This window comes from Ruegeria sp. HKCCD6426 (assembly GCF_057221115.1).
Window position 1 is genome coordinate 94,174 of record NZ_JBWVBF010000008.1, and the last position, 13,687, is coordinate 107,860.

The following is a 13,687-nucleotide window of genomic DNA, read 5'->3' on the forward strand; positions in this document are numbered from 1 at the left end:
GCGGACGGCAGTTCCGTCTTGGTAATTCAGTTGAACTGAAAGTGCAGAGGGTAGGATCCGTCCTGAAACGGACCGAACATGTTGGGAATATCCGGGTGATCCACGGGCTCTCCGGATTGGTCCTCAACCAGATTTTGTTCAGAAACATAAGCAACATAGAAGGATTGGTCGTTCTCCGCCAACAGGTGGTAGAACGGCTGATCCTTGATAGGGCGGCTGTCTTCGGGAATGGCTTCATACCATTCTTCCGAGTTCGCGAACTCTGGGTCCACGTCAAAAATCACCCCTCGAAAAGGGTGTCTGCGATGTCGAACCACCTGACCCAGGCGGTACTTGGCATGTGTCTTAAGCATTGTTTCAGCCCCCAAAGCATTTTCTACCTCTTTCCGGGCCAAAAAGCCAATCATTGATCTGAAAAACAGGGAAACAGTCTGTGAACCTAATTCTTACAGTGTTCGAAATTGCAGCCCCGGTTTTTCTGCTGTCAGGGATCGGATTTACCTGGGTCAAGCTCAAGTTCGAGTACCGGCTGGAATTCGTTACCCGGCTTGCGGTGAATCTGGCAGTACCCAGCCTGATCTTTGTGGCACTTATGCAAACCGAGATACCGGGTGGCGAATTAACCCTGTTCACTCTGGCAGCCATTGTGGCCCATATGGTGCTGGCCGGTGTGTTCTGGGTATTCGTTCACCTGACAGGGTTAGAACAGCGCACCTATCTGGCACCGTTGATTTTTGGGAACACGGGCAATTTGGGCCTGCCGTTGTGTATATTTGCCTTTGGGCAGTCCGGGCTGGGCTATGCAGTGGTTTTTTTGGCCGTTACTGCGTTGTTTTCCTTCACATACGGCATCTATCTGGTCGCAGGGCGGGGAGCCTTCGGTAAGGTCCTGCGCGAGCCGATGGTATGGGCAACGTTGCTGGGCGCCTTGTTCTTGTGGCGAGGATGGAAAACTCCACTATTTGTGACCAATACGCTGGATCTATTGGGTCAGATGGCCGTTCCATTGATGCTGATCACATTAGGTGTGGCCATTGCCCGGCTAAGCACGCGCAAAATTGGTCAGGCCGTCTGGTTGTCACTTATCAAGCTGATTGTGTGTTTTGGGCTGGGGTGGGTTTTGGCTCTTTTTTTCAAACTCGAGGCCGTGGCATTTGGTGTCTTGGTTTTACAGATATGCACTCCGGTCGCTGTCACATCCTATCTTCTGGCCGAGCGATTTGAGGCCGATGCTGACGCAGTGGCGGGGATGGTCATGGTGTCGACCCTGCTCTCTGTCGCCGCTTTGCCCATTATTCTGGCCATTGTTCTGTAACGAATGTGATTTCATCAAAGCTCAATCTGCGCTAGAATAAAGAAAAAAGGCACGAGGCACATGAGCAGAATTCTTTTCGTACTCTTCGGGGTGCTGCTTTTGGCATCCTGTGGGGGCGGGTCAAAGCAACCGCCCAGCAGATTGAATGACGCGTGCAGCATTGCGCGCGAACGTCCCGACTATATCAAGGCCTTCAAAAGCACCGAGCGGAAATGGGGGGTTCCCATCCACGTTCAGATGGCCACGATCTATCAGGAAAGCCGGTATCGTCACGATGCGCGCACCCCGCACAAATACGTGCTGGGCGTAATTCCGATGGGCCGGCAAAGCAGCGCTTATGGCTTCAGCCAGGCGTTGGACGGGACTTGGGATCAATACCAGCGCGAAACCGGGAAGCGCCGCGCCAAGCGTGACCGCATTCGCGACGCGTCGGATTTCATTGGCTGGTACATGAACAAAAGCTACGAGCGTAACGGCATCCACCCCAGCGACACACGCAACCAGTATCTGGCCTACCATGAAGGTCATACGGGCTATGCTCGCGGAAGCCATAACGGCAAATCATGGTTGCTGAATGTGGCCAGCGATGTGGATGCGCGTGCGCAGCTATATCAGGCACAACTGTCCAACTGCCGTTATTAACAGCAGGCGGATCAGCGGTTTGCTGATCCGCTTCTCGTTCTGGTGGAAAACAGATCCTGATTCAGATTGCCGCCTTCGGTCAGTTGACCCAGAAGAACCGTCGTCTGACCGCCAGTATTGTCATGGATCACCCATTTTCGCAGTTCGACAGGGTCACTGGTAAACATCAGTTCGATCCTGCCATTTTCGGGGCTCTTGGGATCCTGCGCTGTGACAACAGTTGCGGTCCCGTCGAAATCATGGCCAACAACCATATTGGCCTGACCCAGATCGACGTTACGGGCCAGAACAAGTGACAGCGGCGTTCGCCGAAGTGGATACTGCTCGGGCGGCTGGTTGGACTTCGGATCAAAGATCTGAACCGTTCCGGCGCGGGCCAGGACAACGGCACTGTTGGGCGGATCGTATTCGAACCGCATCTTGCCCGGCCGCTGCAACCACAGCTTTCCCGTGCTCAGTGACCCATCGTCGTTCACTTGGGTGAAACTGGTCTGAACCGTTTTCAACTGGTTCAGATAGTTCGAGATTTCGGACAACTGCAGTTTATCTGCAGCCCAGGCCGCAGGCGCGGCGAGTGTCAAAGCAAGGGCAAAGGCAATCTGTTTCATGGCTCACAGATATGTGCTCTGCCCTTGTTATTAAATATCCTATTGTTCGGGGACGAGGATTTCGCGCTTACCGACGTGATTTGCCGACGAAACAACGCCTTCGTCCTCCATTTGCTCAACAAGCCGCGCAGCTTTGTTGTAACCAATGGCAAGTTTCCGCTGAATGTACGAGGTCGAGCATTTGCGATCCTTGATCACAATCGCCACGGCCTGATCGTACAAAGCGTCTTCGCCGTTGGTGTTGCCACCGGTGTTCAGGCCCAGAACGGCGTCGATATTGTCGGCCTTATCTTCGGCCGGGCCATCCAACACCGTACTTACATAGTCCGGCGGGCCGAACTGCTTCAGGTGGTTGACGATTTCCTCGACCTCTTCATCCGAGACAAACGGGCCATGGCAACGGGTGATCTTGGCGCCACCAGCCATATAGAGCATATCGCCCTGCCCAAGCAGTTGCTCGGCGCCCATCTCTCCCAAAATGGTGCGGCTGTCGACTTTCGATGTCACCTGGAACGAAATCCGCGTGGGGAAGTTCGCCTTGATCGTACCGGTGATCACATCGACCGAGGGCCGCTGCGTGGCCATAATCAGGTGTATGCCCGAGGCACGTGCCATTTGCGCCAGACGCTGGATGCAGGCCTCGATCTCTTTGCCCGCGACCATCATCAGGTCGGCCATCTCGTCGACGATGACGACGATATAGGGCATCGCTTCGGGCGCGAATTCCTCGGTCTCGAACATCGGCTCGCCGGTCTCATCATCGAACCCGGTCTGCACCGTGCGGCTGAACATCTCGCCTTTGGCCAGCGCATCCTTAACGCGGCCATTATAACCGGCGATGTTGCGAACGCCCATTTTGGACATCTTGCGATACCGGTCCTCCATTTCGCCCACGACCCATTTTAGGGCCACAACGGCCTTCTTGGGATCGGTCACAACGGGTGACAGAAGGTGCGGGATGCCGTCATAGACCGACAGTTCCAGCATCTTGGGGTCGATCATGATCAGGCGGCATTCGTCCGGTGTCAGCTTATACAGCAGTGACAGGATCATCGTGTTGATTGCCACCGACTTACCGGAACCGGTGGTCCCCGCGATCAGCAGGTGAGGCATTTTGGCCAGGTTCGCCACAACGGATTCACCGCCGATATCCTTGCCCAGCGCCAAGGGCAGAGCTTGGTTGCCATCACCGAAATCACGGCTGGCGAGGATTTCTCGCAAAACCACCATTTCGCGGTTTTCATTGGGCAGTTCGATACCGATGACCGAACGCCCCGGCAATGTCGAAACCCGGGCCGACAGCGCCGACATCGAGCGCGCAATATCGTCTGCCAGACCGATCACACGGCTGGCTTTCAGACCAGGCGCAGGCTCCAGTTCGTACATGGTCACAACCGGGCCGGGGCGGACGCTGACGATCTCACCTTTCACGCCGTAATCATCCAGCACGTTTTCAAGCATCCGCGCGTTTTCTTCGAGCGCTTCGTCGCTGAGATGATGGCGCTGAATGGCCGCCGGGTTCGATAACAAGCTCAGCGGAGGAAGTTCGAAATCCGAATGCCTCTCTTCAAACGACAGGGTCGGCTGTGCCTCGGCCTGAGCGCGACGCGACGGTGGCGGAGCGCGGCGCACGGGTTGCGCCACAACAGGTTTACGCGGCTCGGCCACTGGGATTTTCATCGCTTGGCGCGGTTGCTGTGCAGGTTCAGGCGCGTCCTCGAACACGGCCTCATCCTCAAAATCAGGGTCGGGCTGATAAGCCTGTGCTGGGTCTGGTTCGGGCGCATAATACGGATCCGAAGCGTCTTCCTTTCCAACCGGTTCCGACCATTCCAGCGCTTCACCTGCAGTCAACGGTGGCTCGGGCGGGAGACCCGTTGCAGTCATCGGAGGTTCCGGCGGCAATTCCCCAGCCTGGCCTGCGTTCAGGATCAGAGGATCTGGTCCCCTGCCCCGCCCTTTTGTCAGCGGTAAATTCGGATCCGGTTCAGGTGTCATTTCACCAGTCGCGACCTTGCGATTGCGCACAGCAGCGGAAATTTTCGAGCGGATACGGTCTTCGCCCGGCATCTCATAAAAACCCTCGACCGGGTTGGGATCGACCAACTCGGGCTCCGGCATGGGTTCTGGTCGGCGGATCAAGGAAGGCATCCGCGCCAACAGGCCGCTTTTCAGAGGCTCGGGTTCGGCTTCCGGTTCTTCAAAAACCGGCTCGGCATAAGCTAATTCGTCTTCAAAAACTGCTTCAGCAGCTTCCAAGCGGGCCGATTTGCGTTCGTCCCATTGCGAACGTCTGTCACGAGCCGCCTGCGCGGTTGCAGACGCCCCCCGACCAAGCAGGTTCATCAATGTATCGTAAGACAGAACAAGCCCCAACAGGAACGCCCGGAAGCCTCTCTGGACATCGTTTTTTGTGAACCCCAGCACAAATACGCCGAGCGCCAGCATACCGCCCGCCATGGCCAGCGACATCAGTTTAACCATGAAGTGCGACGAGATCGGCAGCAGTGTCAGCAGCGCCCCCATGACGGTGTCGCCAAACAACCCGCCCAGCCCAAAGCTGTGCGTAGCCCGCCACGCATCTCCTGGCACGAGGGTCGCCGCATAGACCGAGACAATTGCAATCCAGATCGGGGCAAAGATCAGACGAGCTACGGCACGATCTTCACCAAAATGCCCGGCAAAACGTACACCCCAGCCGATCAGGACCAACGCGATGCTCCAGCTGCCCCAGCCGACGATCATGAACAGCGGCGCCGCGATTGAGGCACCTATCCGGCCCATCCAGTTCTGTACCGGCGCATCCGTCGACACCATCCAGTTTGGATCTTCCGGTGTGTAAGACCGGATCATCGCCGCCGCCGCAAACCCCAGCAGGATCAAGGCGATTCCGATCAATTCCTTGCTGCGCCGTTCAATGGCCGCCTGCGTGGTGCTGTCCAGCAATGGATCGCGTTTGCGCGCGTTTAATGATGCCATTTTGCCCTCGTACCTCACGAATAGATGCAGTCGCGGAGCGTAATCAGCCCGCGCTGCAACTCTGTTTTTGGGGCCACCATTGCGACCCTTATAAATGCTTCGCCCGGGTTCTGCCCCGGATCGCCTTGAGAAAGATATGCACCCGGCAGAACCCGAACACCGGTTTCCTGCCACAACTTCAAAGCCGTTTTCTCGCCGTTTTCGACCGGCAGCCACAAAAAGAATCCGGCTTCGGGCGGCATATAGCCCTGCAGACCGGCGAACACTTTGTCTGCAATGGCGTATTTTTCCTGATAAAGCGCACGGTTTTCCGCAACATGCCCCTCATCTGCCCAGACCTTGGCCGCGGCCGCCTGCAAAGGCGCAGGTAGCGGTGCCCCTGAATAGGCCCGCAACTGCTTGACCCGCCTGATCGTTTCCGGTCCACCTGCAATCAGCCCCGAGCGCAAACCAGCCAGATTTGACCGCTTTGAAAGCGAGTTGAACAGGGTAATACGTTCGGGGTCGGCCCCAAGATCCTGCGCGACAGTCAGAACACCAACAGGTGCTTTGTCGCGATAAATCTCAGAGTAGCATTCGTCAGCGAAAATACGGAAATCGTACTTTTCGGCCAAGCGGATCAACTCGGCCCAATAGTCCCGTGAGGCGACAGCGCCCTGCGGATTGGCAGGCGAACAGATATAGGCCACGGCGGACCGGTTCAGCACGTCTTCAGGCAGGTTCGCGTAGTCTGGCAGGTGGCCTGTCGCAGCCGTGGCCGACACGAAATACGGCTGAGCGCCGACCGAAATCGAAGCGACCATATAGACCTGATAGAACGGATTTGGGCACAACACGATCGGCTGCTGGCCATTTTTCTGTTCAGGGCAAAGTGCCATTGCGGCGTTGTACAACCCTTCGCGCGTGCCGTTCAGGGCCATTACATTGGTGTCTGGGTCCATGGTCACGCCATAACGACGCCTGATCCAGTCCGTGATCGACGTGCGCAGTGCAGGTGAACCTTCATTCGGCGGATAGCCCTGAAAATCAGCAGCGTTCTGCATGATCACATCCGTCACCCAGCCCGGAAAATCATGCATGGGGGTGCCGATGGTCATATGAACGACCTCACCGCCCGGCTGGTGATGATCCAAAAGGGCGCGCAGACGCGGGAATGCATATGCCGGTAGGTTCGAAAACCGCTCGGGAAAATTCATAACTACTGCCTCAATGCCGGGATCATTTGCGTCCCGGTTTTCTGGCAGATTACAGGCCGAGCCTCCCTTCGTCCAGACAAAGAGGTGCCGAATCAGGGGATTGTGGCATTCAGGCCAATGCGGTTTCGACGGCTGCACCCAGCCGTAAAAGCACCTCTTCGGACCTTGGATAACCCAGCATCATCAATCCGCAACTTGGTGTTCCGGTGGGCACGGTCAGCGACGCCAGCCCCATCAGATTGCCGATCCGGGTATTGCGCAATGCCAACAGGTTTTCGGTGACGTAGTATTCGTGATCATTCATAAGGCGATCCAGATTCGGTGGTAGAATCGGCGCGGTCGGCGCCAGGACCGCATCGAAACCGACGGTGGCAGCATCCCAAGAGCGGCGGCAGGCTTTAAGTTTTGCCCAGGCCGCCACATAGTCCGGCCCGGATACTTCCTTGCCGATGCGGAATCGTTCGAGGATTTCCGGGTACATCGCATCGGGGTTCGCTTCGATCACATCCCGCCAAAGACCATAGGCTTCGGTCGTGTAAAGGATCCCCGACAGGCCCATCGCCTCGTTCAGCTCTGGCACCTCCAGAGGCACGATTTCGGCGCCGGACTCCTTCAATTTCTGCAACGAGTCTTCGTATGCCTTGCGCGGGGCCTCGCGTAAATCGTCCTTTGCGACATTCTGCAGATCAGCAAAACGGCGACCTTTCAGGGTGGCACCCCGCAAGTCAGCCGGGGTGCCACCTTCAAGCAAAGCCAACATATGCGCCGCATCTTCAACCGAACGCGCCAGTGGACCGATCGTGTCAAACCTCAGGCACAGTGGCACCACTCCCTCAAGGCTCAGACGCCCGGCGGTGGTTTTCAGCCCAACCAGATCGTTCCAAGCTGCGGGTATGCGCACCGATCCGCCCGTGTCCGAGCCGATCCCGCAGGCCGCCAGCCCCCAGGCCACAGACGCGCCGGCCCCTGAAGACGAGCCACCCGGAACTGCATCCTCGTCATGGACGCATGGCGGCGTTTTGGTGATCGGGTTCAGCCCGAGGCCGGAAAAAGCCAGCTCACTCATATGCGTTTTTCCCAGACACACGGTCCCCATTGCCGCAGCATTGTGCAATACCAGCGCATCCGCATCAGGCATACGGTCTTTCAACAGGGCCGAGCCTGCCTCGGTCACGGTCCCGGCAGTGTCGAACAGGTCTTTCCAGCTTATCGGAACGCCGTCCAGCAGGGACCGGCGCAGGCCCAGTTTGGCCCGTTCCTGCGCCGCTTGTGCCTCGGCTCGGGCACGGTCGTGGGTAACGCGGGCATAGATCCGATCCTTGTGTGGATGCGCGTCTATGGCGGACAGGTAAGCTTCGGTCAACTCTACCGGATCAATCTGCCCCATCCCTATGCCGCGACCCAAATCACATGCGGTCATGGTTAGCCAGTCCTGCATCCTGCCCCCCCCCTGGAAATCTGCTTAACGGGACGGTAGCGACAGGACCGCACATGGACAATCCCGAAAGGGGGCGCATATTGCGGGTCATGACAAAGGCTTCCGATATTTTGATCGTAGGGGGCGGGCTGAATGGGCCCGCTCTGGCTCTGGCATTGGCGCAGACCGGCCACACAGTAACCGTCGTTGACGCACTGGCAGAGAAAGTGCGCAAGAACGCCGCGTTTGACGGACGTGCCTACGCCTTGGCACTGGCCTCGCAACGGTTGCTGGATGCGGTCGGCGTTTGGGATAGGGTCGCTGAGCATGCTCAGCCGATGCTCGAGATCAAGGTAACGGACGGCCATGCAGGCGCCGGACCATCGCCGTTTTTCATGCATTTCGACCACGCCGAGATCGAAGAAGGCCCAATGGGCTATATGGTTGAAGATCGCCACCTGCGCCGTGCATTTCTTGAAGCGATGGCCGACGAACAGAATATTACCGAAATCAGCGGCAAGACGGTTGTATCGCAGGAAATCACCTCAACTGGTGTAACTATGACCTTGGATGACGGGACCACAGTGTCCGGTAACGTGTTGGCGGGGTGTGATGGTCGCCGTAGTGGCACCGCCCAGCGGGCTGGGATCAAACGGACGGGTTGGGACTATGGGCAGACTGCGCTGGTTTGCGCGATCGAACACGAGCTGCCGCATCACGGTATCGCACATCAGTTCTTCATGCCGCCCGGCCCTCTGGCGATCCTGCCACTTACCGGCAACCGCAGCTCGATCGTCTGGAGCGAACGAACCGAGACTGCACAGCGCATCAACGCCCTGCCCGAAGCGGAATACCTTCAGGTCCTGCGCCCGCGGTTCGGCGACTTTCTAGGCGACATCAAGCTGCAAGGTGATAGATTCACCTATCCTCTGAACCTGACCATCGCCAACTCCTTTATCTCGGACCGGTTGGCACTGGTCGGAGATGCCGCCCACGGCATGCACCCGATTGCGGGACAAGGCCTGAACGCGGGTCTGCGCGATGTGGGTGCGCTGGCGGAGGTCCTGACCTTGGCGGGGCGCCGGGGTGAGGATATCGGCTCAACTCTGGTGATGGAACGCTATCAGGAATGGCGCCGGTTCGACACGGCATCACTTGCGATGGCGACGGATGTGTTCAACAAGCTGTTTTCCAACGACAATCCGCTTTTGCGCATTGGGCGCGACATTGGAATGGGGATTGTAGGCTCGCTGCCGGGGCTTCGCCGTGGTTTCGTGCGCGAAGCCGCCGGCCTTACCGGAGACCTGCCAAAACTGCTGCAAGGCCGACCGATCTAGTCAAGCTCGCGCGCCTCATCGACCAGCATCACCGGTATGCCGCTGCGGATCGGAAAGGCCAGACCGGCCGCTTTGGACACCAATTCCTGCCGCTCGGCATCGTAATGCAGTGTCGTATGGGTTTGCGGACAGATCAATGCCTCAAGCATATGGCGGTCAAAAGCGTGCTGGGTATCGCTCATTGCAGTTTTTCCTCGTTTGAGCCGCCACGCATGGCAAACTCGATCAATGTTACCAGCGTTTCGCGGCGCGTACGCAGGCATGGGGCCTCGAGCAAGGCCTGCTTGTCCTCGGGTTCGAAATCCAGAAGCATCGACAAGGAGTTGACCAGCAACTCGTCGTCCGCGTCTTTCATCGTATCCCAATCGGTTGACAATTGGCGCGATGAAAAGAACTTTTCCAGCAGGGTCAGGAATCGACTGCGGTTAAAACCATCATCGACCTCGACCTTGCCCAGATCGCGGTCAAATCCCTCCCAAGACACCAAACAGCGGCGATACGGCGTGAAACTGTCCAACTCTGATTTCACGCGGAATCGCGAAACACCTGTCAGTGTGATCAGATAGCGGCCATCCTCGGTTTCCGAAAACTGCGTCACGCGACCGGCGCAACCGATCTGGTGCAGTTTATCTCCATTACTCAGGCACGGATTCGGCTGAACCATTCCGATCAACCTTTCCTGAGTTTTCAATGCGTCGTCCAGCATTTGCAAATAGCGCGGCTCGAAAATATGCAGCGGCAAGCGCGCGCGCGGTAACAGCAGTGCCCCGGGCAAGGGGAACACTGAGACTGTGTCCGGCAGGTCAGCTGGATGCATCATAAATCCGAGTGTAGCCCTGATCGGAGATTAGGCAAATATCATCGAACTCAGCTTGCGTCGGCCGTTCAGTACAATCTGGTCATTGGGCTTGAGTGCGTCAAAGATCGTAAACAGCTGTGCCTTGGCCGCGCCATCGTTCCATTCCCGGTCCCGGCGGAACAGCTCCAGCAGCTGAGAAACGGCCTCTTCCACATTGCCATTGGCATGCAAAGCCTGCGCCAGATCGAACCTGGCTTGATGGTTGTCCGGATCCGCCTCGACCGCCGCAGTCAGCTCACCGACCGGGCCGGCATCCGCGGCCTGTTTGGCCAGCTCCAGCTGAGCGTGGGCCGCTTCGATCTCGGCCGAGGTCGAAATTTCGGCCGGCGCTCCGTTCAGGATCGCCTCGGCCTGATCCAGATCACCCAAAGCGATATGAGCACGCACCAAACCGCCATAGGCGCCAGCATGGTTGGCATCTTCGCCCAGAATAGCCGAAAAGGTCTGGGCGGCATCCACCGCTGCACCTTCGGTCAGCATCTCTTCGGCGGCCTGAACGGCATCGTTCAGTTGCTCGCCCGGGCTTTCGCCGCCTGCCGCTTCGATCACGCGGTCCACGAACGCCTTAATCTCGGATCCTGGCACTGCACCCTGGAATCCATCGACGGGCTGCCCCTTGTGGAATGCATAGACCGTCGGGATCGACTGAACGCGCAATTGCCCGGCAATCATCTGCGCTTCGTCTACGTTGATCTTGACCATCTTGACCGCACCCTTGGCGGCGGTCACGGCCTCTTCAAGCATTGGGCCCAAAGTTTTGCATGGACCGCACCAAGGCGCCCAGAAATCGACGATCACAGGGGTTTCCTGCGAAGCTTCGACCACATCGGCCATAAAGGTGGCCTCGGTTCCGTCCTTGATCAGGTCGGTGGCTGTGGTGTTGTCCGCGCCGTTCAAAAGATCCATTGCATTCACTCTCAGGTTCAAATTTGCGCTCTATATGCAACCGCCCGAGCCAGAAACCAAGGGCGGACTTTCGGTTTACTCTGGTATCAGAGGTCAAACGTCGCAAATACTGGCGCGTGATCGCTAGGTTTCTCCCACCCGCGCGCGTCCCGCAGGATGCGGCTGGAATGCCCAGCATTCGAGATATCTGGCGTCGCCCAGACATGATCCAGCCGTCGTCCCTTGTCTGCTGCATCCCAGTCGCGGGCGCGATACGACCACCAGCTATAGAGCTGACCTTCGGGGATATCCTGCCGCGTAATATCGATCCAGCCACCCGCATCCTGCGTCTCGGCCAGATGCTCAACCTCGATGGGAGTGTGCGAAACGACCTTGAGCAGCTGTTTGTGCGACCAGACGTCATCTTCGCGCGGGGCGATGTTCAGGTCGCCTACCAGAATGGATTTCTCCGGCTTTTCGGCATGGAACCAATCGCGCATATCGGTGAGATAGTCCAGTTTCTGGCCAAACTTCTCGTTTGCTTCGCGATCTGGCACATCTCCCCCCGCCGGAACATAGAAGTTATGGATGGTCACACCGTTTTCCAGCCGCCCCGCAATATGGCGGGCATGGCCGAGCCCGGCAAAATCCTTGTCACCAACTTCCTCCAGTGGCAGTCGCGACAGGATGGCGACACCATTATATCCCTTTTGCCCACGCGCGACCATGTGGGTATAGCCCAGTTTGGCAAACCCTTCGGTCGGAATTTTTTCGACGGGCGACTTGCACTCTTGCAGGCACAGAACATCCGGTGCTTCTTCCTGCAACAATTTCAGCACGATAGGCTCGCGAAGTCGGACCGAGTTGATATTCCAGGTGGCAAGAGTAAAGGGCATATCGGGGGATTCCTCTGTCACGATTTGCGCAGGTTAGCGTGGTGAAAGGTCAGGTGCCATCGGAAAAGAGACCGCTATGATGGGTGTCCTTCCGACTGGGGAGCGTCATCGCAGATTTCGTACCAGTTTGGTTTTTCCGAGACGAACTCGTGAAATTGATTCTTCAGGGATATTGAACTGTTCAGTGCATTGGCGGCTATCGGGAAGCTGTCCTCTTCCGAAAGAATCTCACCAAGTGATGAACCACAAATCATGCAAAAGCATCTGCCATATTTGTAAGGGGCCTCCGGCTGGTATGTTGCCACATTGTCTTTTCCCGCTATCCAGTTCAGGTCTTCCTTTTTGGCAAATACGATGGTGCTGGCCCCGGCTTTTCGGCAGCGGGAACAGTGGCATGTTCCCATCATAGAAGGCTCGACCTTGAGCTGAAACCTCACGGCCCCGCAGCAACAGCTTCCATTTATCATTTCTCAATTCCTTTTAAAGGGTACATTAATGAGAACAATATAGGAACATTTTGGTGTTTACAATCTCCGGCAAATGCACGGCGCTCCGCGGCGGCAGGCAAGTCGCCAAAAAAAGGCCGGGCCATAAGGCCCGGCAGTCCAACAGGGAGGTACATGTCATAACCCGGACATGCACGGGTTGGGAGTAACCTAAATATAACTACAGAGTATCACTTTGATCCAAGTCAATCCACCTCCGGTCAAGATACCAGACGATATCCGCCGGATTCTGTGACCAAAAGGCGAGCATTTGAAGGATCAGGCTCGATCTTCTGACGCAGACGGTAGATATGTGTTTCCAGCGTGTGGGTGGTCACTCCGGCGTTATACCCCCAGACTTCGTGCAGCAGGACATCGCGCGCCACAACACCGTCAGTGGAACGGTAAAGGAACTTGAGGATGTTCGTTTCTTTTTCCGTAAGACGGATTTTGCGGTCATCTTCGGTCATCAGCATCTTCATCGCCGGCTTGAACGTGTAGGGGCCCAGAACGAATACCGCGTCCTCGGACTGTTCGTGCTGGCGCAGCTGGGCGCGGATGCGGGCCAGAAGTACCGGGAATTTGAACGGCTTGGAGACATAGTCATTCGCCCCGGCATCGAGGCCCAGTATGGTATCTGCGTCACTGTCATGACCGGTCAGCATCAGAACCGGGCTTTTGACACCCTGTTTCCGCATCAGGCGGCACAGCTCGCGCCCGTCAGTGTCCGGCAGGCCGACATCCAGAATAACCAGATCGTAAATCGCTTCGCGCGCACGCTCCATTGCGGATTGACCGTCTGACGCTTCGAACACATCAAAGTCCTCGGTCATCACAAGTTGCTCACTAAGCGCCTCGCGCAGGTCCTCGTCGTCATCCACCAACAGGATTTTCTTAAGCTGAGCCATTTACGGTCCTCCTAAACCTTTTCCATCACTTGCGTGCGCAAAAGGCAATCAGCAAGATTTGCTGCAATGGTTTCACGCCCTCGTGTCTGACGCGCAGGAAATGTTTCACATTTTACGGTGATCGGGCTAGGAGAGGGGTCGAACGTTACAGGGTAACACA

At 57.0% G+C, this 13,687-nt stretch carries 14 protein-coding genes; 3 read left to right on the plus strand and 11 right to left on the minus strand.

Annotation, left to right across the window (positions count from 1 at the left end; all coding sequences use genetic code 11):
• Positions 1-26: 26 nt before the first annotated feature.
• Complete coding sequence (gene hspQ / locus AC2TDA_RS19705; protein ID WP_480849461.1) at positions 27-353, minus strand: heat shock protein HspQ; 327 nt, start codon at positions 351-353, stop codon at positions 27-29.
• An 80-nt stretch (positions 354-433) separates the two neighbouring features.
• Between hspQ and AC2TDA_RS19710 the strand changes: the two genes are divergently transcribed.
• Positions 434-1,315 carry an AEC family transporter gene (locus tag AC2TDA_RS19710; protein WP_480880450.1) on the plus strand — a complete coding sequence of 294 codons (882 nt, stop codon included), beginning with the start codon at positions 434-436 and terminating at the stop codon, positions 1,313-1,315.
• A gap of 60 nt (positions 1,316-1,375) precedes the next feature.
• The gene (locus AC2TDA_RS19715; RefSeq protein WP_480849465.1) at positions 1,376-1,957 is read left to right on the plus strand and encodes a transglycosylase SLT domain-containing protein; all 582 of its coding nucleotides are present in this window, start codon (positions 1,376-1,378) and stop codon (positions 1,955-1,957) included.
• An 11-nt stretch (positions 1,958-1,968) separates the two neighbouring features.
• Here the strand turns inward: AC2TDA_RS19715 and AC2TDA_RS19720 are convergent, their stop codons facing one another.
• The 4 genes from AC2TDA_RS19720 to AC2TDA_RS19735 form a co-directional block, all read right to left on the minus strand.
• Positions 1,969-2,565, minus strand: a complete 597-nt coding sequence (locus AC2TDA_RS19720) for a LolA family protein (protein ID WP_480849466.1) — start codon at positions 2,563-2,565, stop codon at positions 1,969-1,971.
• 39 nt (positions 2,566-2,604) lie between these two features.
• The gene (locus AC2TDA_RS19725) at positions 2,605-5,544 is read right to left on the minus strand and encodes a DNA translocase FtsK (protein ID WP_480880451.1); all 2,940 of its coding nucleotides are present in this window, start codon (positions 5,542-5,544) and stop codon (positions 2,605-2,607) included.
• Between the two features lie 14 nt (positions 5,545-5,558).
• Entirely contained in the window at positions 5,559-6,740 is a 1,182-nt protein-coding gene (locus tag AC2TDA_RS19730; protein ID WP_480880453.1) for an aminotransferase class I/II-fold pyridoxal phosphate-dependent enzyme, read from the minus strand.
• Positions 6,741-6,849: 109 nt separating this feature from the next.
• Complete coding sequence (locus AC2TDA_RS19735; protein ID WP_480880454.1) at positions 6,850-8,178, minus strand: amidase; 1,329 nt, start codon at positions 8,176-8,178, stop codon at positions 6,850-6,852.
• 53 nt (positions 8,179-8,231) lie between these two features.
• On the opposite strand from AC2TDA_RS19735, the gene AC2TDA_RS19740 reads away from it, so the two are divergent.
• Positions 8,232-9,494: an FAD-dependent monooxygenase gene (locus tag AC2TDA_RS19740; protein ID WP_480880456.1), complete on the plus strand. Its 1,263-nt coding sequence runs from the start codon at positions 8,232-8,234 to the stop codon at positions 9,492-9,494.
• Here the strand turns inward: AC2TDA_RS19740 and AC2TDA_RS19745 are convergent.
• The 6 genes from AC2TDA_RS19745 to AC2TDA_RS19770 all read right to left on the minus strand — a co-directional run bounded on the left by AC2TDA_RS19745 (position 9,491) and on the right by AC2TDA_RS19770 (position 13,527).
• Positions 9,491-9,676, minus strand: coding sequence for a Trm112 family protein (locus tag AC2TDA_RS19745; protein WP_480849475.1), 186 nt, complete (start codon positions 9,674-9,676; stop codon positions 9,491-9,493). The genes AC2TDA_RS19740 and AC2TDA_RS19745 overlap by 4 nt on opposite strands.
• Positions 9,673-10,314, minus strand: a complete 642-nt coding sequence (locus tag AC2TDA_RS19750) for an LON peptidase substrate-binding domain-containing protein (protein WP_480849477.1) — start codon at positions 10,312-10,314, stop codon at positions 9,673-9,675. Before AC2TDA_RS19750 ends, AC2TDA_RS19745 begins: the two co-directional genes overlap by 4 nt.
• A 27-nt stretch (positions 10,315-10,341) precedes the next feature.
• The gene (trxA, locus tag AC2TDA_RS19755; RefSeq protein ID WP_480880459.1) at positions 10,342-11,259 is read right to left on the minus strand and encodes a thioredoxin; all 918 of its coding nucleotides are present in this window, start codon (positions 11,257-11,259) and stop codon (positions 10,342-10,344) included.
• Positions 11,260-11,345: 86 nt separating this feature from the next.
• The gene (locus tag AC2TDA_RS19760) at positions 11,346-12,134 is read right to left on the minus strand and encodes an exodeoxyribonuclease III (protein WP_480880460.1); all 789 of its coding nucleotides are present in this window, start codon (positions 12,132-12,134) and stop codon (positions 11,346-11,348) included.
• A gap of 74 nt (positions 12,135-12,208) precedes the next feature.
• On the minus strand, positions 12,209-12,601 hold the full coding sequence (locus AC2TDA_RS19765) for a GFA family protein (protein ID WP_480880463.1): 393 nt from the start codon (positions 12,599-12,601) through the stop codon (positions 12,209-12,211).
• A gap of 239 nt (positions 12,602-12,840) precedes the next feature.
• Positions 12,841-13,527: a response regulator transcription factor gene (locus AC2TDA_RS19770; protein WP_480849483.1), complete on the minus strand. Its 687-nt coding sequence runs from the start codon at positions 13,525-13,527 to the stop codon at positions 12,841-12,843.
• Positions 13,528-13,687: the final 160 nt, after the last annotated feature.